We start from the raw sequence: 21,344 nt of genomic DNA, 5'->3' as shown, positions 1-21,344 counted from the left end.
ATACGTAAGTTACGTTAAGGAGGAACTAGAAATGAAAAAGTGGGTATTTATTTCTCTTTTTATCGCATGCACAATCTGTGTAGGCTTATATATATCACCGTTATTTCAAAAAGAAATTGATGTGAAAATCGGTGAGGAAAATAGCGCAATAAAGAATGCAAATATGGAAAAGGTAGAGATTACAAAAGAAGAAATTTATAAAGGGAATCTATTATTAGTTAACAAAGATTATCCACTAAAAAAAGATAGCATTAGGTCTGATATTATAAATGTAAATCATAATAGTGAATTAGTGAGAGGCTACGTAATATTTGATAGAAATCTTCGTTTATCAAAGGATGTTGTAAAAAAGTTTTTGAACGTTGTCGATGCGGCTGGAAAAGATGGCGTACAACATTTCTTAATGAATAGCGGCTATCGAGATTTCCAAGAGCAAAGACAGCTATATGAAAAAATGGGATCTGATTATGCACTCCCAGCAGGATATAGTGAACATAATTTAGGGTTATCACTGGACGTTGGTTCAACGCAAAAGAAAATGGAAAAAGCGCCTGAAGGAAAATGGATTGAAGAGAACGTATGGAAGCACGGATTTGTTTTACGCTATCCGAAAAATAAAAGTAACATTACAGGCATTCAATATGAGCCATGGCACATTCGTTATGTCGGCCTACCTCATAGTGCAATTATGCAAAAAAAGAAAATTACATTAGAGGAATACTTAGACTTCTTAAAAGAACAAAAAGAAATCACAACCGATGTGGAAGGTAAGCAATATACGGTTTCTTATTATAAAGTTTCCGGGAATAGGAAAGTGAATGTTCCGGTGAATAAGCAGTATGAAATTTCGGGAAACAATATGGACGGGGTTATTGTGACGGTTCAGGAATAGAAAAAGAGGTTGTTCCGTTTTGGAGCAGCCTTTTCGTATATAAGAAAGGGATCGATATTTCTTGTGGAATCGTTGATATATTGTGAGTTACGATAGATATATTCGAAAGATCGTTGATATAAACTCCTGTACTATCAGCCTTTTGAGGAGTATTATTTATTTTACTTCCAAACATTATAACGTTATATTTACTTCTCCCTTTTTTTGTGTTACGCTAAACGTGTGAAAGAGATATAAAATGAAACTTTAATGTAAGCGTATTCTTATGGCTTCTTATAGAAAAGGGTGAAGTACAATGACAGAACGATTCGTACTACGTAATGTGAAACGTGTGAACGGGGAAGAGATTGACATTGTAATTGAAAATAATAAAATCGCACAGGTGACGAAAGCAGGTGCTGGAGAGGGTGGAAAGGTTCTTGATTACTCGGGTACTTACGTATCGAGTGGCTGGATTGATTTGCACGTTCATGCTTTTCCAGAGTTTGATCCGTATGGCGATGAGGTGGATGAAATTGGCGTTAAACAAGGGGTAACGACAATTGTTGATGCGGGTAGCTGCGGAGCTGATCGCATTGCAGATTTAGTAAAAAGTAGAGAGCAGGCGAAAACGAATTTATTTGCCTTTTTAAATATTTCTCGCATCGGTTTGAAACGAATTGATGAATTATCCAATATGGAATGGATCGATAAAGAGAAAGTAATAGAAGCAGTAGAAAAGTATAAAGATGTAATCGTTGGGTTAAAGGCGAGAATGAGTAAAAGCGTCGTTTGTGATAGTGGAATTGAACCGCTGCATGTAGCGCGCTCTTTATCACGTGAAACATCATTACCGATTATGGTACATATCGGTTCAGCGCCTCCTCGCATTGAGGAAGTTGTACCTCTTTTAGAAAAAGATGATGTTATTACACATTACTTAAACGGGAAAGAAAATAATTTGTTTGATGAAGAAGGTAAACCGCTACCTGTGTTACTAGAAGCAGTGAATCGCGGCGTTCATTTAGATGTTGGGCATGGTAATGCTAGTTTTTCTTTTAAAGTAGCAGAGGCAGCAAAGCGTCACGATATTGCCTTTAATACAATTAGTACAGATATTTACCGGAAGAATCGCGTGCACGGTCCAGTGTATAGTATGGCTCATGTTCTTTCGAAATTCCTTTACTTAGGTTATCCGCTAGAAGAAGTGATTGATGCGGTGACGAAACATGCGGCAGAATGGCTTAAGAAACCTGAGCTTGGCCGTATTCAAGAAGGGGATATTGCAAATTTAACTTTATTTACGGTGAAAGATGAGAAGATTACGTTAATAGATTCAGAAGGGGATCAGCGTATTGCTGAAAGAAGAATTGATACGAAAGGGGTTGTAGTCAATGGGTTATTCATTGAATGCTAAGTACGGATTAAAAAGAGTAATAAATGCGAGCGGTAGAATGAGTATTTTAGGTGTATCCGCTCCGACAGATACAGTTATGGATGCAATGAAACATGGGGGACAAAATTATGTGGAAATTGCTGATTTAGTAGATAAAGCAGGAGATCATATTGCGAGAATTCTAGATGCAGAGGCAGCGGTTGTTGTGAATTCAGCATCGAGCGGAATTGCGCTTTCTATCGCAGCAATTGTGACAGAAGGAAATCGCCGTAAAAGTGAAAGACTTCATCAAGAGGTCATCGCGAAAAACGAAGTGATTATGTTAAAAGGTCATAACGTTCAATACGGTGCTCCTGTTGAAACGATGATTTACTTAGGCGGAGGAAAACTTGTAGAAGTTGGCTACGCAAATGAAGGGAAAGCAGAGCATATTGAAGATGCAATTGGTGAAAATACAGCAGCAATTCTTTATGTAAAATCACATCATGCCGTGCAAAAAAATATGATTTCTGTTGAAGAAGCATGGGAAGTTGCGCAGCGAAATAATGTACCACTTATCGTCGATGCGGCAGCTGAAGAAGATATTCAAAAATATGTGAAGTATTCAGACCTTGCCATTTATAGCGGTTCAAAAGCAATTGAAGGGCCTACTTCTGGTATTGTTGGCGGGAAACGAAAATATATTGAGTGGCTGAAAGTGCAATTACATTGCATCGGAAGAAGTATGAAAGTTGGGAAAGAAACAACATTTGGCTTACTTCAAGCGCTTGATGAGTACGGAGTAAAAGAAGATAAGAGTGAGCAAGAAAAAGAGTTGTTACAAGTACTTATGCCGCTAAAAGAATTAAACGGTGTAAATGTAACGATTGTTCAAGATGAAGCGGGAAGAGCAATTTTTAGAGCCCGTATTCATATTAACGAAAAAGAGTTAAATAAATCGGCAAAAGACGTTGTGACAGCATTACGCGAAGGGGAAATCGCGATTTATACACGTGATTACGGAGTAAGACAAGGATTCTTTGATATTGATCCACGTCCACTTCAAGGTGATGACATACATGTGATTGAAGAAAAATTGAGAGAAATTGTAGGGGGAAACTAAAATGACAAACATTCAAAAACGTTTTTATAAAGGCCGCGTAGCATTAAATGTATTAGCGAACAATATCGAAAATGCGAAAGATATTTTTGAAGCAGCAGAAGGTTATGTAGTAGTAGGTGTATTATCAAAAGATTATCCAACAGTAGAAGAAGCTGTTACAGCGATGAAAGCATATGGAAAAGAAATTGATGACGCTGTATCGATCGGACTAGGAGCAGGAGATAATCGCCAAGCAGCAGTTGTAGCTGAAATTGCGAAACATTATCCAGGTAGCCATATTAACCAAGTATTCCCTTCAGTTGGAGCGACACGTGCAAATCTTGGTGGAAAAGATAGCTGGATTAATAGTTTAGTATCGCCAACAGGAAAAGTAGGGTACGTAAATATTTCTACTGGTCCAATTAGTGCAGCTGGAGAAGAAAAAGCAATCGTTCCAATTAAAACAGCGATCGCACTTGTACGTGATATGGGCGGAAATTCATTGAAATACTTCCCGATGAAAGGGCTAGCTCATGAAGAAGAATATCGTGCAGTTGCGAAAGCTTGTGCGGAAGAAGGATTCGCATTAGAGCCAACAGGCGGAATTGATAAAGAAAACTTTGAAACAATTTTACGTATCGCGCTTGAAGCAAATGTAGAGCAAGTTATTCCGCACGTGTACTCTTCTATTATTGATAAAGAAACTGGCAATACGAAAACAGAAGATGTTCGTGAATTATTAGCAGTCGTGAAGAAGTTAGTTGATCAATATGCGTAAGAAAATTGCAGCATTCGGTGAAGTAATGATGCGCCTGCAAGTACCAGGATATGAATTGTTATCGCAAGCTAATACATTAAAATACTCATTTTCTGGTACAGGTGTGAACGTTGCTGCAGCACTTTCTCATCTAGGGCATGAAGGGCTTCTTATTTCAACTTTACCGGAAAATTCGGTTGGAGATGCTGCATTATCTTACATTCAAAAATTAGGCGTGCAAACCTCGCTTGTTTCAAGAGGCGGTAAATATGTCGGCATGTACTTTTTAGAAAATGGATTTGGCGCACGTGCAAGCCGCGTTACATATTCGAATCGATTAGAAAGTAGCTTTAATACGGCATGTGAAGAAATGTATCAATTTGAAGAAATCGCGAAGGAAATTGATATCGTTCATTTTTGCGGGATTACACTTGCGATGAATGATACTGTGCGCCATCATATGAAATCTTTAGCGAAAGCAGTTAAACAAAACGGAGGCACTGTCGTTTTTGATTGCAATTATCGTCCATCACTTTGGGGAGAAGATGGGTACGAGCAGGCGAAACCGCATTATGAAGAAATGTTAGGGCTAGCTGATATTGTAATGATGAATGAAAAAGATGCAATGTTTGTTTTAGGAATGAAAACAGAAGAAACGGAGCGAGAGGCGCAACTTGTTGATCTTATTCCAAAGGTAGCTGAAACGTATAGTATCGCTACAATCGCTGGTACACATCGCACTATTAATAGCGATAATACACACTCCCTTCGCGGATTTATATGTAAAGATGGTGCGTTCACTTTTGCAAAAACACTTACGTTTTCTGTATATGATAGAATAGGTGCTGGAGATGCTTATACGAGCGGGATTATTCATGGCGAGATAGAAGAATTTGCACCAGAGAAAGCTGTTTCATTTGCGTCAGCAGCTGGAATGCTTGCACATACAATCGTCGGTGATACGCCAATGTCATCAGAGAAGGATATACTTCGGGCAATGACGGCATCAGTAGGTGATGTAGAAAGGTAGTGGGTGTAAGGGTGAACGTAACGAGAAAAAAAGGACCATTATATTTACAAATAAAAAACATTATTCGTGATCGAATATTGCATGGTGTATATGCAATTCATACAAATATTCCTTCCGAACCGCAGTTAGAAGAAGAGTTCAAGGTGAGTAAAATTACAGTACGAAATGCGATTAAAGAACTCGCTCAAGAAGGGTATTTAGAAAAGAAAAGCGGTAAAGGAACGAAAGTCATCCGTAACACTTCTGCGACAAAACTGTCAAAGGGTAAGAAATTTACTGAAGTGTTAGTGGAAGAAGGGTATAAAGTACAGAAAAAATTGCTAAAAGCAGAAATTGTTCAGAATGAAGAAGGAACAGTGCCATTTCGATTATTCGGTAAAGAGAGTTTTCGTATTGAACGTTTATATACGTTAAATGATGCACCGTACATTCATTATACGCACTATTTCTCAGCGAAAATGGCAAGTACAGATTTATCGGATTTTGATTTGCAATCGCTTTATGATTTAGTCGAGGACCGAGGCATTCATTTAGAAAACTTTAGAGATGAATTCGCTGTTGGACTTGCGCCTAGTTTCGTTGCAGAAGCATTAGGTGAAAAAGAGGGCACAGCGTTATTAAAACGAATGCGCTATTCTTACGATGAAGTTGGCGAAGTAATTGAATATAGCGAAGGCTACTACAATACAGAAATGCAGCATTATGTAGTGAATTATGACGTATAAAAAGAGGGTATTCGCCCTCTTTTTTTATAAAGTAAGGGGAATGAGAGATGGATATATACTTATTAATCGTCACGTTACTTGCAATTGCGATTGTTATTTTAGGGGTATCATGGTGGAAATGGCATGCATTTATTAGTTTAACAGTTGCGAGTTTATTTTTAGCTATTATGTCTGGACTGAACTTAACGAAGATAGTGACTGCCTATGAAACTGGTGTTGGTAGTGTACTAGGGCATTTAGTTGGTATTTTAGCTCTCGGAACAATTTTAGGGAAAATGATGTCCGATTCAGGGGCCGGCATGCAAGTGGCAGATTTCTTTATTCGATTTTTCGGTGTAAAGAAACTACCGTGGGCTATGTTATTTGCAGGGTTTGTTATAGGGATTCCCGTCTTTTTTGAAGTAGGGATTGTCATTTTATTACCACTTGTTATTTCAATTCGAAAAACAACGAAGCAAAATATATTATTAATTGCTTTACCTGTTATTGCTGGGTTATCTATTGTTCACGGGCTCGTGCCACCACATCCAGGGGCGATGACAGCAATCGGTATTTATAACGCGAACTTAGGAAAGGTACTTTTATATTCATTACTTATCGCGTTACCAACAGCCATTATCGCAGGACCGATATTTGCAAAGTGGGTACATAAAAGGGTTATACCTGAAAATGAACCAGAGCTTATTCGAGTTACGACTGTCTCAACTGACTTACCGAGTCGTAAAGTTTCATTCTTTATTATTTTATTACCAGTTGTATTGATGATTTTATCGGTCGTTGCACCATATATTTCATTACCGAAAAAGATGACTGAATTTTTTGTATTTATTGGAAGTCCAGTAATCGCTTTACTTATTTCATGTTTCGCAGCATTTTATTTACTTGGAATAAGACAAGGAATTAATAAAAAGATGATTAAAAAATTAACAGACGAAAGTTTATTACCGGTCGGTTCCATTATTTTAATAATCGGTGCAGGCGGTGGATTTAAACAAATATTAATTGAAAGCGGCGTTGGAACGGCGATTGCGCAAATGGCAGAACATATATCGTTATCACCAATTGTGTTAGCTTTCATGGTAGCTGGATTAATTCGAATCGCAACAGGTTCAGCGACAGTAGCATTAACGACAGCAGCAGGAATTGTTTCACCAGTTATTCAGCACATGTCTGGTGTGAATTTAGAGTTGCTTGTTATTGCAACCGGAGCAGGTTCATTAATGTTTTCTCACGTAAATGATGCAGGGTTCTGGCTTGTAAAAGAGTATTTAGGTTTGACGGTGAAGGAAACGTTTAAAACGTGGACGGTACTGGAGACATTGTTATCATTTATCGCATTTGGTTTTGCGCTTTTATTGAATATGTTTATTTAGGAGATACCTTAACAGGTATCTTTTTTTGATAAAGCCCATTTCTAAAAACAAGCCCGTTTTTAAGCAAGCCAAGCTTCCTATTCGCCCTGAAAACATAATATAAATGGAATCCCCTCATTTAGAGCAAGGTGAACTTGTTATGAATGATACTAAAGGAGGAATAGAGTAATGAGCGAAAAGTGTGAACACAGACATGATGATTGTAACCGCAGACATGGGTGCGGAGGCGGTTTTGCGCTTCTAATCGTATTGTTTATTTTATTAATTATCATCGGTGCTAGCTGCTTCGGTGGCGGAGGCGGTTGTGGTTATGGCGGTTACGGCGGCTACGGATATGGTGGCTACGGCGGATATTGCTGCTAATTAAAAACTATTGAAAATGGCCTTGTGCAATACGCACAAGGCCATTTTATTCATATTTTTATGTGTTGTGATAATTTATTAATGTACAGAGATCGGATTAAGAAGAAGAAAATAATCTCGATAATCCCAAAGAAAGTGAGTACAATTAATAGCTCTTTTAGTAAAGAAAAAGCGAGCATGCTTTGTAAAAACTTAACCGCAAATAATGTATGAACACCAGCAACAATGTAAGGGACGAAAAATAAAATTCCTAATTGAATCGTTGCGGAGCGAAACATTTCTGACTCAGTTAATCCAAGCTTTGTAATCGTAATATATTTTTGTTTTTCATTCGTTAAGTCGTTATACATACGGAAGTATAAAACACTAGCTGCACCGATAAAGAAAATAAAGCCGAGAAATGCCCAAATAAAGAATTGAGCAACTGCATTTCCTTTACTATGAACCAGTTCATCCGTAGCTGTATAAATATGAAATGGTTTAATGAAATCTTCTTCACCCTTATGTGCTTCATACAAAGTTTCTTCATCATGATTTAAGCTTTTTAATATATTTTTTGTTGGGACAATTGCATTTTCCCAATTCTCCACGAAGTAGTTATAAACTGTAATTGTTTCAATATGAGGAACCATATTTTCAATTACTTCATCTCGAATCACTATTAAGTGAGGTAATGCAAAGGGGGGCTCAATTCCTCTATTAATAAAACCTTTAATTTGAAATTCCTTTTTATTAGAGCCAAGTGTAATCGTGCCCTGCTTCGCAAATGGGTTAGATACGAGATTTAATAACGCTGGTGAATAGCGAGAAATATTATAAACTTGTGAAGATTCGAGAGTGATTTCTGGCCTGTTTAATTGCTTTGCTATTGCGTTATAATCACTCATTTTCATAATGGCAATTGATTCTTTTGAAGCTGTATCTTTTAAAACGGTAAATTTATATTTGTCATATTGAAAATTAGCATTTGTAAGTTCAGTTTCAATCGTAGTAATATGCTTTTGTTCAAATACATTAATACCTTCTGATGTATAGGTGAATGGTATAGGATATCGTTCTAGTATGGGTGCTTTCGTATGATTGTTTGCAGCAAATAACCCGATAATAATCGTAAATGCAAGTGCAGATAGCATAGAAACGATAAAGAGTACATTAATATTACTGCGGGTACGAGAAACTAAATCTGAAATCCATAACATATTTATTTGTTTCAAATAAAACTTTCTTCGTTTCTTTAAAATATAGATAAAGAGAAGAAATGTTTGTGAAAAAAATAAATACGTCCCAATTACTACAAGCGGTAAAATAGATAACATAATTAAGAATACAGATCCATTTTGGGCATTTTTTTCTGTTATGTAGCCTTGCGGATAACCGGCAATATAATAACATAGTCCTAGACAAGTTAAAGCAAATAGTGAAATGAGTATAGATGGTCTTTTTTCGCTCTTCTCTTTGTTAACTCCCTTAATAAGCTGCGTTGTTTTTCGAGTACGAATAAACATTGGTGTAAACGTAGATACGATGAAAAATAAAATAATAAAAGTTACGGTTGTAACGATAATAGCTTCTGTTGGCCAATATAAATAGAGGCCTTTTGCACTTGTTAATTTAGAAGTAACGAGTAAGAAAAAGTTAGAGAAAACAAGACCGCCTTGAATACCTGCAAAGATAGCAAGCATTCCAATGATCATATTTTCAGTAAACAAAAGACGTTTTAATTGTTTTTGAGATATACCGAGAACAGTTAAAACGCCAAATTGCTGCTTCCGTACATTTAAAAATGTTCCAATTGAATATAAGAGAAAGAAGAACGAGAACATAACGATAACCAACTGCGCTGTACTAGCTAAGTTCATTAGAGGATCACGTTCTTGGAAACTTTGTACACTTTGTAACCGCGGATGATACGCGTATACAGTAAATGAAAAGAAAACCATGATAGAAAACGCACTACTTACAAAGTAGGCGAAATATGCTTTTGAATTACGGGAGACATTTTTAAATGCGAATTGCCAAAATGTCATCCACGTCTTCCTCCTAGTAATGCTAAAACATCTAATATTTCTTGATAAAATTTCTCACGGTACAATCCGCGGTGTAGTTCATTGTAAAGTTCGCCATCTTTAATGAAAATGACGCGGTTACAATAACTTGCTGCGAATGGATCGTGCGTAACCATTAAAATTGTTGCATCTTCTTCTTTGTTCAATTTCGTAAATAGTTCCATCACGTCAATTGCCGCTTTTGAATCTAAATTTCCTGTCGGTTCATCGGCAAGTAAAAGTGAAGGATGATGAATAACAGCACGTGCTACTGCGGTACGCTGTGCTTGTCCTCCTGACACTTCAAAGATACGCTTGTCTAAAATATGATCAATTCCAAGTTTCTTTGAAATGTTATCAAGCTTTTCATCCATTTCTTTTAAAGGAACATTATCTAATGTTAAAGGTAGTACGATATTTTCACCGATTGTTAGTGTATCTAGTAGGTTAAAGTTTTGGAAAACAAATCCTAGCTCTTGGCGGCGGAAAATAGCTAACTTCTCTCTACGAAATGTGTGCGGTTTTTTTCCATTAATCACGACATCACCAGCAGTCGGAGAATCAATGGTAGAAATAACGTTTAAAAATGTAGATTTACCGCTACCAGATGGTCCCATAATCGCAACGAATTCACCTTTATCTACATGTAAATTTATATTTTTTAAAGCAGTATGAGGGACCTTTCCTTCATACACTTTTGAGACATTTTTAATGTGTAACACTTCTTCCATAATAATCACCTTTCTATCCTTTAAAACTTAATATGGTGTGATAATTTTTGCATATAGAAGGAACGAATTAAAAGGAAAAATAAAATTTCAACTGTTCCAAAAATCATCAGTACGACTGTAATCTCAGCGAAGAACGAGAGATGTAAAACTTCTTGCAGCATCTTTGTCGCAAACATCGTATGAATGGATGCCATAATGTACGGGACAAAGAATAGAATCGCAAGTTGAATTGTAGCAGATCGTTTCATTTCGGCTTCTGTTAAACCAATTTTTGTAATCGTTACATACTTTTCTTGTTCATTTGTTAAATCTGTATGCATCCTGAAGTAAAGAACACTGCCAGCACCAATAAAGAAAATAACACCTAAGAAAGTACCAATTAAGAAGAACGAAGCGACATTTTGTTTTGTTGTGTATAGAGAATCGCTCGCTTCACTTGCATGGAAAGGCGGGTGCTCTGCTTGAATGTTGTTCCCGTCGGTATTAATTTTGTCTATGAATACCGCGCCGATGTTATTAGCTTTTTCCCATTCCTTAACTTTAAAGCTATATACACTCATCTGTTTTGAAACAGTGGATAATGCTTCTACATTTTCATCAGATAGTATGAGCAATTGGTATATTAAGCGATTTGGGAATGGATTATAACTTTTATATTCTTTCACTTGTAGTTGTAAATTGTTTTGCGTAAGTGTAAGAGTATTTTTCTTGTCTTTATTGTGAAGCGTTCCAATAACTTGATCATCTAAGTCTTTCATAAGAATATAAGATTCATTCTTATTTACCGTGAGTGTCTCCCAATTTAAAGCCTTAGCAAGTACATTATAGTCACTTTGCTTAATGGCATAATAGAGCTGCGTGTTATTTTCAGCTGAAGATACTTCATATATATCCGTTTTAAATTTTGTATAAGTAAAGTGCTCTTCATTAAATTTTTGTTCTAACCAGTTTAAATGTTCATCCGCCAACGTATTTTCAGTATGTGATAAATATGTAAAAGGAAAAGGATTTTCTCTTACTGTATCGAACTTCATAAATTTACTAAATCCGTATAAGAATGTAATCATAGTAAAAGCAAGTGTTGATAGCATCGCTACAATAAAGAGCATGTTAATGTTTGTACGAATGCGCGCTGCCAAATCAGAAATCCAAAGCATATTAATTCGCTTCATATAAAATGTTCTTCGCGTTTTTAATATACGAATGAGTAAAAAACTAATTTGTGAAAAGAAAAAGTATGTTCCAGCTGTAACAAGTGACGGAATGAGAAATATACTGGTGGCGGCGTACAAAAGCCCAACTACGTCGCCGAGCGACATGAAATATAGCGGATTGGCTGCTAGTACGTATCCAGATATTAAACATATCGCACCAAATAGAGAGATGAGCACAGATGCTTTTCTTTCTTTTTGTTTTGTTCCTTCTTTTAAAAGACGTACAGCCTTTCTCGTCCGAATGAGCATCGGCGTAAACGATGAGACGAGAATGAAGAGTCCTAGAAAAATGATCATAGTTAAAATAATGGCAGCTGTTGGCCAATATAAATATAAACCAGGAACATGTGTAATCTTGGCGGTAACTAATAAAAAGAACTGCGAGAAAACAAGTCCAAGTTGAATGCCGAAAAAGATGGAAAGAACACCAATTAGCATGTTTTCTAGAAATACGAGTCTCTTTAATTGTTTTTGGGATATGCCAAGTACTGTTAAAATCCCAAATTGCTTTTTTCGTACTTTTAAGAAAGTACCGATTGAATATAGTAAAAAGAAAAATGAAAAGAATACGATGACAATTTCTGAAATTGTCATTAATATGTTCAGAGAATAATTTACGTCTGTCATATGCAATTTCGGATGAAATAAATAAACTGCAAATGAGAAAAAGATTGCGATGGAGAACGCACTGCTTACAAAATAGGCGAAATAAGCTCTGGCGTTCCGCGTCACGTTTTTAAATGCAAACTGCCAAAATGTCATTTGCCTAGCCTCCTAGTAGGATGAAGAGGAAAAGGATATAAGAAATACCCTTTCCCCCTACTAAATACATGCATAAAATTTAACCATTTGTATACTCTGATAACTTTTGCATGTAAAAGGAACGAATGAATAAGAAAAAGACGATTTCAACTACGCCAAAAATAATAAGAACAGCTGAAATTTCTTTGAATAGTGATAAGGCAATTACGTCTTGAAGCATTTTTGTTGCGAACATTGTATGAATGGACGCCATAACGTACGGAACGAAAAATAAAATGCTAAGTTGAATGGTTGCAGATCTTTTCATCTCTGCACCTGTTACCCCAATTTTTGAAATTGCTACATACTTTTCTTGTTCGTTCGTTAAATCTGTATACATTCGGAAGTAAAGAACGCTCCCTGCTCCAATAAAGAAAATGACACCTAAGAATGTCCCGATTAGGAAGTACGCGGCACTACCAGATGTGATTCTGTATAATGAACCTGCTGATTCATAGGAGCGAATAAGAGGGCCTTCGTATTGGAATTTCTGTCGATCTCTTTGTATTTTTTTCATAAAATCATCAGCAATTTCATAAGTCTTTTCCTAATTTTGTACGTTATAATTGTACGCTGTTACGTGTTTTGTTGTATTTGGTAAGTTGTTTACAACAGCGTCAGGTAAAATTAAAGTTTGGTATGAAAAGTTAGATGGAATGGCCCCTACTTGTTCATAGCCCTTTACTTGTAATTGCGTATTTGTACTAGAAAGTGTAATAGACTTTCTATTGTAGCTTGGCTCAAATTCGCTGAATAATGTTACATAAGCGCTACCTGTTAAGACATATGCTTCATTATCTTTCATGAATAGTTGTTTCATTTGCAGGGAAGCTGCGAGTTTATTATAGTCACTTTGTTTTATTGCGTATATGTCATTATAAGCTGTTATGCCTTCATCTTCTTTCAGTGGTGTTTCATATAAATCAGCTTTTATTTTTTTATAAGAGAAATTCTCTTTTCGTAATTGTTGTTCAAGCCAATTTAAATGATCATTCACAAAAGGATTTGCGTCATAAGAAAAATAAGAGAATGGAAAAGGTGAACTTCGCGTAACCTCTAGCTTTGTAAACTTTCCGACCCCATATAGGAACGTAATCATTGTGAAAGCGATTGTAGATAGCATCGCTACAATAAACAACATATTAATATTCGTTCGGATGCGGCTTGCTAAATCCGAAATCCACAGCATATTAATTCGTTTCATATAAAACTTTCTTCTTTTCTTTAAAATATAAATAAGTAAGAAACTAATTTGAGAAAAGAAAAAATATGTCCCAACTGTCACAAGTGATGGGATCACAAAAATACTTGAAACCATATATATAACGCCTACTTGTGGGTTTATTGAGAAGAAATATTTAGGATTTGCAGCTAAAATATAACCACTTAATAAACAAATCGCACCAAATAGAGAGATGAATATGGATGGTTTTCTTTCTTTTTGTTTCCCACTATTATTCGTTTTTAAAAGGTTTACCGCCCTTTTCGTACGAATCAGCATTGGTGTAAATGAAGATACGGCGATAAAGAGACTGAGAAATACAATTGTTGTTAAAATAAAAGCATTCGTTGGCCAATATAAATATAGTCCTGGTAGATATGTAATTTTCGCTGTTACTAATAAGAAAAATTGCGAAAAGACAAGTCCAAACTGCATGCCGAAAAAGATAGATAAAATACCAATTAACATATTTTCAGTGAAAATGAGTCGATGTAATTGCTTTTTTGATATACCTAAAACGGTTAACACACCAAATTGCTTTTTCCGAACTTTTAAAAACGATCCGATTGAATAAAGTAGAAAGAAGAACGAGAACAAGACAATGATAACTTCTGAAAAAATCATTAATCCTGAAATTTCTGAGATCATACTGAAATTTTGTAATTTAGGATGAAATAAATAAACAGCAAACGAAAAGAAAACAGCAATCGAAAAGGAACTGCTTACGAAATAAGCAAAATAAGCTCTGGAATTACGTGTTACATTTTTAAAGGCAAACTGCCAAAATGTCATAATACGTACCTCCCGCTAGAAGACAAATATGTAGTTTTATTGCAAAAAATGTATGAGAGTAAGTTCTCATACATTTTGCTAGCATATGTTACGATCATGCTTCGGTCACCTTCTCCGTATGTTCTGATTGATTATTTGCAGCGTTGTGGAAGATGATTTTAATCGTCGTTCCTTTCCCAACTTCAGAATCTAGTTTGACAGAGTGACCTAAATAATCACAAATTTTACTTACGATATAAAGTCCCATACCAGTAGATTCTCCGAATGTACGACCGTTTTTCCCAGTGTAAAACGGTTCGAATACTCGTCGAATATCTTCTTGCGGAATACCAACACCTTCATCACGAACTTCTAAAATAATATCTTTTCCGTTTCGATAAGCGGATAAGAATACTTTCTTGCCGCGCTCACCAGAGTAACGAACGGCATTTGTCATTAACTGATAGATGATAAATTTTAGCCATTTCGCATCAGAAGCAACCTGTAAATCAGAATGAACTTCTAAAACAGGGAAGACTCCGTTTCGGATAAATAGTTCTTTTAATCCATTAATGTTTTTCGTTACCGTATCTTTTAATGAAATCGTCTCAACATGGAAGTCTTCATGGAAGTTATTTAACCTTGCCATGTATAAAGCCATATCAAGCCCTTGGTTTAGACGTTCTAATTCTTTTTTGAATTTCGGAATTAAATGTTCATCTTCCATTTCGAGTACCATAAGTTGCATAACAGAAACGGGCGTTTTCATTTGATGCACCCAGTGGTTAATGAATAATTGATGTTCTTGTTGTTTTACTTCGTACGATTGTAGTTCTTTTTGGAATAGGCGATACTGCGTGCGCACGAGTTCATTTACACCGTGAGGCATCGGAGCAGTTGCTCTTTCAATAAATGCATCTTCCATTTTTTCTGGTTGTTCACTTAATCTATGGTACATTCTACGATTACGAACGTAACGGTAAGCGAGGAAACAAATAAATAAGTATAAGCTTAAAACGACGAAGTAAAATTTATTATTTTGAAATCCATCTACTGCATCATAAAGAACGAAAATGATACCGAAGTTTAATACGTACAGTAGAAAAAATGCAAAATGATCACGTAGAAATAGCTTCATGCTTATTCACTCCAAGTTGCGTTAAAACGATACCCAAGTCCGCGCACTGTTTCAATAGCATTTTCAATACCAAGCTCATTGAACTTTTTACGAAGACGCGTAATGTTTACGTTTAATGTGTTTTCTTCAACGAAGCTCTCGTCATCCCAAAGCGCAGCTAACAAATCTTCACGGCTCGCTGTACGAGGGAATTTAGATAATAACATTTCGGCTAAAATGGCTTCTTTCTTCGTTAAAAGAACTTGTTCAGATCCAAAATGAATTTCTGGACGTTCAGGGAATAATTTTAATCCTTCTACTTCAACGATACGTTCAGAAATGTTTGGTGCATAATCACCGTAAATACGGCGTAATTGACCTTTAATTTTTGCCATTACAACGTCATAGTGGAACGGTTTTGTAATATAATCATCCGCACCGCTTTCAATCGCCATAATTTGCTCCATCTCACCAGCACGCGCTGAAATGAAAATAATAGGACAAGTAGATTCATGACGGATTTGGCGGCACCAGTAGAACCCATCGAATTTTGGTAAGTTTACATCAAGTAAAACAAGATGTGGTTTCACAGCGTTAAACGATTCCATAATATCATCGAAATTCTCTGCAACAACAGCCTCATAGCCATATTTTTGAATGTGAGATTGTAGTAATGATGAAATATTTGGATCGTCTTCAACGATTAAAATTTTATACATATGTATATTCCTCCTAAAAAAACAATTGTAGATATAGTGTATCATGTGTTTCAAGTCTTTTCATTATGTTGAAAGATAAGCTAATAAACAGTATAGGTCAAAAGCAGAGAAAGTAAAAAGGGCCTCGTATATAATTGACAATTAACTGAAAATATTTTAACATTTAGATAAATATCTAAATGTCTAATTAGTGAAAGGAAGAAAGACATTGAATCAAGCATTCAAAGCATTAGCAGATCCAACAAGGCGAAAAATTTTAGACTTATTAAAAGAAGGTGATCTAACCGCTGGTGAGATTGCTGAACATTTCAATATGACAAAACCAAGTATTTCACACCACTTAAGCGCACTTAAAAATGCTGAACTTATTCAAGATGAAAAGAAAGGCCAATTCGTTGTGTACTCTTTAAACACAACTGTCTTTCAAGATTTGTTAACTTGGGTGTTTACGTTTACGAATAAGGGGGAAGAGGGGAAATGAGAAAACATGTATTTCCGTTATTATTAATTGCTTTAACGATTATTGCATGGTGCGTTGCTTGGCCGAATTTACCAGAAGAAGTTCCGAGTCACTGGAATGTTTCGGGTGAAGTAGATGGACATATGTCTAAAATGGGAGGTATGATTTTTGATGTGGCAATTATGGTTTTTATATATGCTTTATTGACTGTATTGCCTAAGATAGATCCGAAGTATAAGAATTATGATAAGTTTTCTAAGGGGTATAATGTAATAAATTATAGTGTATTGATCTTATTATTTTTAGTAAATATCATTGGAATTGGAGCTGGATTAGGTTATGAAATTCCAATGAATAGTACACCGCATATTCTTGTTGGTCTTTTATTTATAGTTATAGGTAACTATTTACCACAATGTAAACCAAATTACTTTGTAGGTATAAAAACACCGTGGACATTAAGTAACGAGGAAGTATGGAGAAAGACACACCGTTTTAGCGGAAAAGTGTTTGTTGTATTAGGGGTTATTATGATTTTAAGTATTTTTGCCCCCGTAGCGTGGAAAGGTTTCCTAATCATTGGAATTATTGTCGGGGCAGTAGGATTAACGATGGGATATTCTTATGTTGCTTATAAAAAAGAACTAAAAATGTAAACAAAGCAGCTTTTCCTTTCAAGGAAAAGCTGCTTTGTTTTTTTATCACTTCTTCAAAACCGGTATCCAAATTTCACTTTTAAAGTTTGGAGAGGATGTATCTTTCTGTTCATTCCACAATATTTCCGGTCCTTCCGCTAGTTCATAGTTTGAGGAAGGAAACCATTCGGAATAAATACGGCCCCATACGTTTTGTAATGTTTCAGGAAATGGGCCGACAGCTTCAAATATAGCCCACGTTGAAGCTGCGACTTCAAGTTGCGCGAATTGCTCTGGACAATCTTTCGTTGTGGCTACTCCAATGTAGTGATCGAGTTCGCCTTTTTCCTCCATTCTGCCTTCAGAAAAGTTAGTAGAAGCACTAATGATTCCATTCGGTGCCATGTTTGAAAGTGACTTTAACGTTTGAATGGACTTTGGATTTAAACTTTTCCACATAGAAGCGATTTCTTCATTTACACCGTTAAATACAATCGGTACTCGTTTTGTAATACCTATAATTCGAAATGGTTCTTTTTCTTCAATTCGATAGTTCATTTCGTTTCCTCCTTGGATGGATAATTGGAAGGTCATTGGTGAATAGGCTTTTAAGGAATGACTACTATTTCGGGCCTCTGAAGGTGTTATGCCGTGTAAGTTTTGAAAGGCGCGAGAGAATGAATCTGGTGAGTTGTATCCATATTTGATAGCGACATCAATGACTTTTGCATCGCTATTTTTTAGTTCAAAAGCAGCGAGAGTCAGACGTCTACAACGAATATATTCTGATAGTGATATGCCAGCTAGAAAAGAAAACATTCTTTTGAAATGATATTCCGAGCAGTAAGCTAGCTTCGCAACTTCTTTAAAATTAATTTCATTTGTTAGGTTGTTTTCAATATAGTGCATTGCAGCATTCATATTTTTAAGTGAATCCATATGATGACCTCCTCTGTACATAGAATAGCAGGAACGAAATAGCTCCATCCGACATTTCGTGCACAACTTTGTAGGGTACATTTTGTACCTTACAAAATTGTAATGTTCCTGTAAGGAGAATGAATGGATGGCATGATATCCCAATGTTATAGTAACAAAGTACTTTGATTCATTAGGTTAAATTTTGATTTCTTTGCTTACTGGTCTTACATAACTGTCATGTTTGTGTAAGAAACATCGATAGTGGAAAAAGTAGAGAATGTATATAGTGAAAATAGAGAATAGATGAAATGAGGGATGTCGAGATGAAAACAGTGTTAGAAGCAAAAAATATTGAAAAAGTATATGACACGGGTGGTAATAAATTTGCAGCGTTAAAAGGTATTAACTTACAAGTAAAAGAAGGTGAGTTCGTTGGAATTATGGGACCTTCTGGTTCTGGTAAGACGACTTTACTAAACGTTCTTTCTACAATTGATAATGCGACGAACGGTGAAATTTTAATTGATGGAAAAGATATTGTGAAAATGAATGATGATAAGTTAGCGTTATTCCGCCGCGATCATTTAGGTTTCATTTTCCAAGATTATAACTTATTAGATACGTTAACTGTAAAAGAGAACATTGCGTTACCTCTTGCGTTATCAAAGGTGAAAGCGAGTGAGATTGATCGTCGTGTTCTTGAAATCTCAAAGAAATTCGGTATTGATCATATTTTAAGTCAGTTCCCATATCAAGTATCTGGTGGACAGAAGCAAAGATGTGCGGCATCACGTGCAATCGTTACAAATCCAAGTATGATTTTCGGGGACGAGCCAACGGGAGCACTTGATTCGAAATCAGCGACAGATTTACTTGAAAGTATGAAGTCGCTAAATGAATATGATAACTCTACAATTTTAATGGTAACGCATGATGCGTTTGCGGCAAGTTACTGTAAAAGAGTTATTTTCATTAAAGATGGTGAGTTATATAAAGAATTGCACCGCGGCGAGTTAACGCGTAAACAGTTCTTCCAACAAGTCGTTGACGTAATGTCTTCTATTTCCGGAGGTATGGCTGATGACCTTATCTAGCATTGCCCTCCGCAACATACAGCGGAACTTTAAAGACTACTTTGTATATTTTGCATCTATGATTTTTAGTATCGTTATTTACTTTACATTTAAAGCACTGCAATATAATTCACAAATGGAAAAAGCAGCGGAAGCTTCTAAAAAAATTAGCGGGGCATTCCAAGTTTCCAGTGTGATGCTTATCATTTTCGTAGCGGTGTTCATTATATATTCGAACGGATTCTTTACACGTAAACGTAAAAAAGAAGTTGGCTTATATTCATTATTAGGTATTCGTAAAAGACAAATTGGTAAAATGCTCTTTTATGAAAATATGTTAATGGGGTTAATGTCTTTAATTATCGGAATTGCGATTGGTAGTGTCCTTTCAAAATTATTCCTTGAGTTATTAGTAAATATGATGGGATTAAATTTAAATGTTCATTTTGAAGTACCGATGGCTGCCATTATTGATACAGCAATTATTTTCTTTGTGATTATTTTATATACATCACTTCAAGGATATCGTTTAATTTATCGATTCAAGCTAATTGAACTTTTCCGTGCAGAACGTGAAGGAGAAGCAATGCCGAAGGGCTCTGTTATTATGGCATTCATTTCAGTTTTCTTAATCGGTTCAGGTTACTTCTTAGCGCTAATGTACATGAAAGCAGTTATGTATGCAGACTTTATGGTCGTTGCATTATACATTTTATTAGCGACAGTAGCAGGAACTTATTTATTGTTCATGTTCTTCACAGTATTTATATTGAAACGTGCGAGAAATAATAAGTCAGCATTTTATAATGGTATGAATATGGTAACGACATCGCAGTTACTATATCGTATTAAAGGAAATGCGAAATCACTGGCGACAATCGCTATTTTAAGTGCAGTTACATTAACAGCGGTTGGTACGTCAGTTACGATGTATTACAACACATTCACGCAATCAAAGGTGGCTGCGCCGTATAGTTATTCCTATGAGAAAAAAGATACAGCATTAGATAAAAAAGTAAATGAAATACTTGCTGGAGAAAAGAAGAATCATCCAGTGACATATGAAGCAGAAGTTGAAATGATTCCTGTGAAAGGAACATTTAAAGGTGAAAGAGCGGATCAAGTTCTGAACACACACTATAATGTGACGAAGCAGTACCAGCTTATTTCTCAATCAAACTTTAATACAATCGCGAAACATTTAGATATAGAACCTGTAAATTTAAGTGCGAATGAAGCTTTTGTATATGATAGCTTATATATTGAAACACTTGATTTTGGTCCTCTTTACACAGGAAATACAGCTGTATTCCCTGTTGGAAATGAATCGAAAGAGTTAAAGATTAAAGGTGTAAATAGTAGAAGTATTACAAACTTAAATGAACTATTTGTAATCGTTCCTGATCAAACATATGAGCAGGCGAAACAAGTAAACGAAACGCGCACTGTAAAAAATATTGATGTAAAAGGTGAGCGAAATAGTAAAGAGTTAACAGCGAAATTAGCAAGCGTTATGCCAGCTGGTGAATCAGAAATTTTAAAACCATTTAACGATTTCTATACAGGATTCCAAATGGGGCTTGAAACGACAGGCTTAATGATGTTTATTGGGTTATTCTTAGGATTAGTCTTCCTATTAGCGACAGGCTCAATCATTTACTTTAAACAATTAACAGAAGCAAGTGCTGACCGTGATCGTTACATTGTCCTTCATAAAGTTGGTGTAACGAAGCAAGAAATGAAGAAAGCTATCGCAAAACAAGTAAGCTTTATCTTCGCTATTCCGTTAGTAATCGGAATTTTGCACAGCTTGTTTGCACTAAAAGGTTTAGGGAACATATTACCGTATGAAATCATGATCCCACTCCTAATTAGTATTGGAGTATACGGCGCTATTTATATCGGATATTACTTCTTAACAGTTCGTTCTTATTATAAGATTGTGAGTGCGAAATAATAAGTGAAGCTGTGAGAAAATAAAAAAGCCATTCACCTCATTTTTTATGAGGTGAATGGCTTTTTTACGATCTAATTATAAT

At 35.7% G+C, this 21,344-nt stretch carries 18 protein-coding genes and 1 pseudogene; 12 read left to right on the top strand and 7 right to left on the bottom strand.

Annotation, left to right across the window (positions count from 1 at the left end; all coding sequences use genetic code 11):
• The first annotated feature begins 31 nt into the window (after window positions 1–31).
• The 8 genes from EGX95_RS23000 to EGX95_RS22965 all read left to right on the top strand — a co-directional run bounded on the left by EGX95_RS23000 (window position 32) and on the right by EGX95_RS22965 (window position 7,596).
• Window positions 32–892 carry a D-Ala-D-Ala carboxypeptidase VanY gene (locus EGX95_RS23000; protein ID WP_000759413.1) on the top strand — a complete coding sequence of 287 codons (861 nt, stop codon included), beginning with the start codon at window positions 32–34 and terminating at the stop codon, window positions 890–892.
• 295 nt (window positions 893–1,187) lie between these two features.
• A complete protein-coding gene (locus EGX95_RS22995) occupies window positions 1,188–2,288 on the top strand; it encodes an amidohydrolase/deacetylase family metallohydrolase (protein WP_000139955.1) in 1,101 nt (366 codons plus the stop codon).
• The gene (locus EGX95_RS22990) at window positions 2,266–3,369 is read left to right on the top strand and encodes a DgaE family pyridoxal phosphate-dependent ammonia lyase (RefSeq protein ID WP_000542376.1); all 1,104 of its coding nucleotides are present in this window, start codon (window positions 2,266–2,268) and stop codon (window positions 3,367–3,369) included. The genes EGX95_RS22995 and EGX95_RS22990 overlap by 23 nt, the downstream gene beginning before the upstream one ends.
• Before the next feature lies 1 nt (window position 3,370).
• Window positions 3,371–4,126 (top strand): 2-dehydro-3-deoxy-phosphogluconate aldolase, encoded by a 756-nt coding sequence (dagF, locus tag EGX95_RS22985; protein WP_000181910.1) that lies wholly within the window; start codon window positions 3,371–3,373, stop codon window positions 4,124–4,126.
• Entirely contained in the window at window positions 4,119–5,135 is a 1,017-nt protein-coding gene (locus EGX95_RS22980; RefSeq protein WP_001227480.1) for a sugar kinase, read from the top strand. Before dagF ends, EGX95_RS22980 begins: the two co-directional genes overlap by 8 nt.
• On the top strand, window positions 5,135–5,860 hold the full coding sequence (locus EGX95_RS22975) for a GntR family transcriptional regulator (protein WP_000539068.1): 726 nt from the start codon (window positions 5,135–5,137) through the stop codon (window positions 5,858–5,860). Before EGX95_RS22980 ends, EGX95_RS22975 begins: the two co-directional genes overlap by 1 nt.
• Before the next feature lie 47 nt (window positions 5,861–5,907).
• Window positions 5,908–7,233 carry a gluconate permease GntP gene (gene gntP / locus EGX95_RS22970; RefSeq protein WP_000356177.1) on the top strand — a complete coding sequence of 442 codons (1,326 nt, stop codon included), beginning with the start codon at window positions 5,908–5,910 and terminating at the stop codon, window positions 7,231–7,233.
• A 168-nt stretch (window positions 7,234–7,401) separates the two neighbouring features.
• A complete protein-coding gene (locus EGX95_RS22965; protein WP_001290395.1) occupies window positions 7,402–7,596 on the top strand; it encodes a YjcZ family sporulation protein in 195 nt (64 codons plus the stop codon).
• A gap of 50 nt (window positions 7,597–7,646) precedes the next feature.
• On the opposite strand, the gene EGX95_RS22960 is transcribed toward EGX95_RS22965, so the two are convergent.
• The 6 genes and pseudogenes from EGX95_RS22960 to EGX95_RS22935 all read right to left on the bottom strand — a co-directional run bounded on the left by EGX95_RS22960 (window position 7,647) and on the right by EGX95_RS22935 (window position 16,216).
• On the bottom strand, window positions 7,647–9,623 hold the full coding sequence (locus EGX95_RS22960) for an FtsX-like permease family protein (RefSeq protein ID WP_000144964.1): 1,977 nt from the start codon (window positions 9,621–9,623) through the stop codon (window positions 7,647–7,649).
• Window positions 9,620–10,372 carry an ABC transporter ATP-binding protein gene (locus tag EGX95_RS22955; protein WP_000393244.1) on the bottom strand — a complete coding sequence of 251 codons (753 nt, stop codon included), beginning with the start codon at window positions 10,370–10,372 and terminating at the stop codon, window positions 9,620–9,622. The genes EGX95_RS22960 and EGX95_RS22955 overlap by 4 nt, the downstream gene beginning before the upstream one ends.
• Window positions 10,373–10,392: 20 nt before the next feature.
• A complete protein-coding gene (locus EGX95_RS22950; protein ID WP_123805753.1) occupies window positions 10,393–12,348 on the bottom strand; it encodes an ABC transporter permease in 1,956 nt (651 codons plus the stop codon).
• Window positions 12,349–12,427: 79 nt separating this feature from the next.
• Window positions 12,428–14,401, bottom strand: a pseudogene (locus EGX95_RS22945) (FtsX-like permease family protein).
• A 94-nt stretch (window positions 14,402–14,495) separates the two neighbouring features.
• Entirely contained in the window at window positions 14,496–15,518 is a 1,023-nt protein-coding gene (locus EGX95_RS22940; protein ID WP_000765352.1) for a sensor histidine kinase, read from the bottom strand.
• 2 nt (window positions 15,519–15,520) lie between these two features.
• Complete coding sequence (locus tag EGX95_RS22935; protein WP_000276737.1) at window positions 15,521–16,216, bottom strand: response regulator transcription factor; 696 nt, start codon at window positions 16,214–16,216, stop codon at window positions 15,521–15,523.
• 208 nt (window positions 16,217–16,424) lie between these two features.
• Here EGX95_RS22935 and EGX95_RS22930 point away from each other — a divergent pair, with 208 nt between their 5' ends.
• Both EGX95_RS22930 and EGX95_RS22925 read left to right on the top strand, forming a co-directional pair.
• Entirely contained in the window at window positions 16,425–16,697 is a 273-nt protein-coding gene (locus EGX95_RS22930) for an autorepressor SdpR family transcription factor (protein ID WP_001070531.1), read from the top strand.
• Complete coding sequence (locus EGX95_RS22925; protein ID WP_001225598.1) at window positions 16,694–17,332, top strand: SdpI family protein; 639 nt, start codon at window positions 16,694–16,696, stop codon at window positions 17,330–17,332. Before EGX95_RS22930 ends, EGX95_RS22925 begins: the two co-directional genes overlap by 4 nt.
• Before the next feature lie 45 nt (window positions 17,333–17,377).
• Here the strand turns inward: EGX95_RS22925 and EGX95_RS22920 are convergent, their stop codons facing one another.
• Window positions 17,378–18,250, bottom strand: coding sequence for an AraC family transcriptional regulator (locus tag EGX95_RS22920; protein ID WP_046952054.1), 873 nt, complete (start codon window positions 18,248–18,250; stop codon window positions 17,378–17,380).
• Window positions 18,251–18,555: 305 nt separating this feature from the next.
• Between EGX95_RS22920 and EGX95_RS22915 the strand changes: the two genes are divergently transcribed.
• Entirely contained in the window at window positions 18,556–19,326 is a 771-nt protein-coding gene (locus EGX95_RS22915; RefSeq protein WP_000859654.1) for an ABC transporter ATP-binding protein, read from the top strand.
• Window positions 19,313–21,262, top strand: a complete 1,950-nt coding sequence (locus tag EGX95_RS22910) for an ABC transporter permease (RefSeq protein WP_000176117.1) — start codon at window positions 19,313–19,315, stop codon at window positions 21,260–21,262. The genes EGX95_RS22915 and EGX95_RS22910 overlap by 14 nt, the downstream gene beginning before the upstream one ends.
• Window positions 21,263–21,344: the final 82 nt, after the last annotated feature.

The organism is Bacillus sp. FDAARGOS_527 (assembly GCF_003812125.1).
In the GTDB taxonomy this organism is placed as follows: domain Bacteria; phylum Bacillota; class Bacilli; order Bacillales; family Bacillaceae_G; genus Bacillus_A; species Bacillus_A paranthracis.
This window is presented reverse-complemented; position numbering and strand designations above follow the sequence as displayed.

Coding starts and splice junctions, on each gene's coding strand:
- EGX95_RS23000 (WP_000759413.1), top strand. CDS start 32: ATGAAAAAGTGGGTATTTATTTCTCTTTTTATCGCATGCACAATCTGT.
- EGX95_RS22995 (WP_000139955.1), top strand. CDS start 1,188: ATGACAGAACGATTCGTACTACGTAATGTGAAACGTGTGAACGGGGAA.
- EGX95_RS22990 (WP_000542376.1), top strand. CDS start 2,266: ATGGGTTATTCATTGAATGCTAAGTACGGATTAAAAAGAGTAATAAAT.
- dagF (WP_000181910.1), top strand. CDS start 3,371: ATGACAAACATTCAAAAACGTTTTTATAAAGGCCGCGTAGCATTAAAT.
- EGX95_RS22980 (WP_001227480.1), top strand. CDS start 4,119: ATGCGTAAGAAAATTGCAGCATTCGGTGAAGTAATGATGCGCCTGCAA.
- gntP (WP_000356177.1), top strand. CDS start 5,908: ATGGATATATACTTATTAATCGTCACGTTACTTGCAATTGCGATTGTT.
- EGX95_RS22965 (WP_001290395.1), top strand. CDS start 7,402: ATGAGCGAAAAGTGTGAACACAGACATGATGATTGTAACCGCAGACAT.
- EGX95_RS22960 (WP_000144964.1), bottom strand. CDS start 9,623: ATGACATTTTGGCAATTCGCATTTAAAAATGTCTCCCGTAATTCAAAA.
- EGX95_RS22955 (WP_000393244.1), bottom strand. CDS start 10,372: ATGGAAGAAGTGTTACACATTAAAAATGTCTCAAAAGTGTATGAAGGA.
- EGX95_RS22950 (WP_123805753.1), bottom strand. CDS start 12,348: ATGACATTTTGGCAGTTTGCATTTAAAAACGTGACGCGGAACGCCAGA.
- EGX95_RS22940 (WP_000765352.1), bottom strand. CDS start 15,518: ATGAAGCTATTTCTACGTGATCATTTTGCATTTTTTCTACTGTACGTA.
- EGX95_RS22935 (WP_000276737.1), bottom strand. CDS start 16,216: ATGTATAAAATTTTAATCGTTGAAGACGATCCAAATATTTCATCATTA.
- EGX95_RS22925 (WP_001225598.1), top strand. CDS start 16,694: ATGAGAAAACATGTATTTCCGTTATTATTAATTGCTTTAACGATTATT.
- EGX95_RS22920 (WP_046952054.1), bottom strand. CDS start 18,250: ATGGATTCACTTAAAAATATGAATGCTGCAATGCACTATATTGAAAAC.
- EGX95_RS22915 (WP_000859654.1), top strand. CDS start 18,556: ATGAAAACAGTGTTAGAAGCAAAAAATATTGAAAAAGTATATGACACG.
- EGX95_RS22910 (WP_000176117.1), top strand. CDS start 19,313: ATGACCTTATCTAGCATTGCCCTCCGCAACATACAGCGGAACTTTAAA.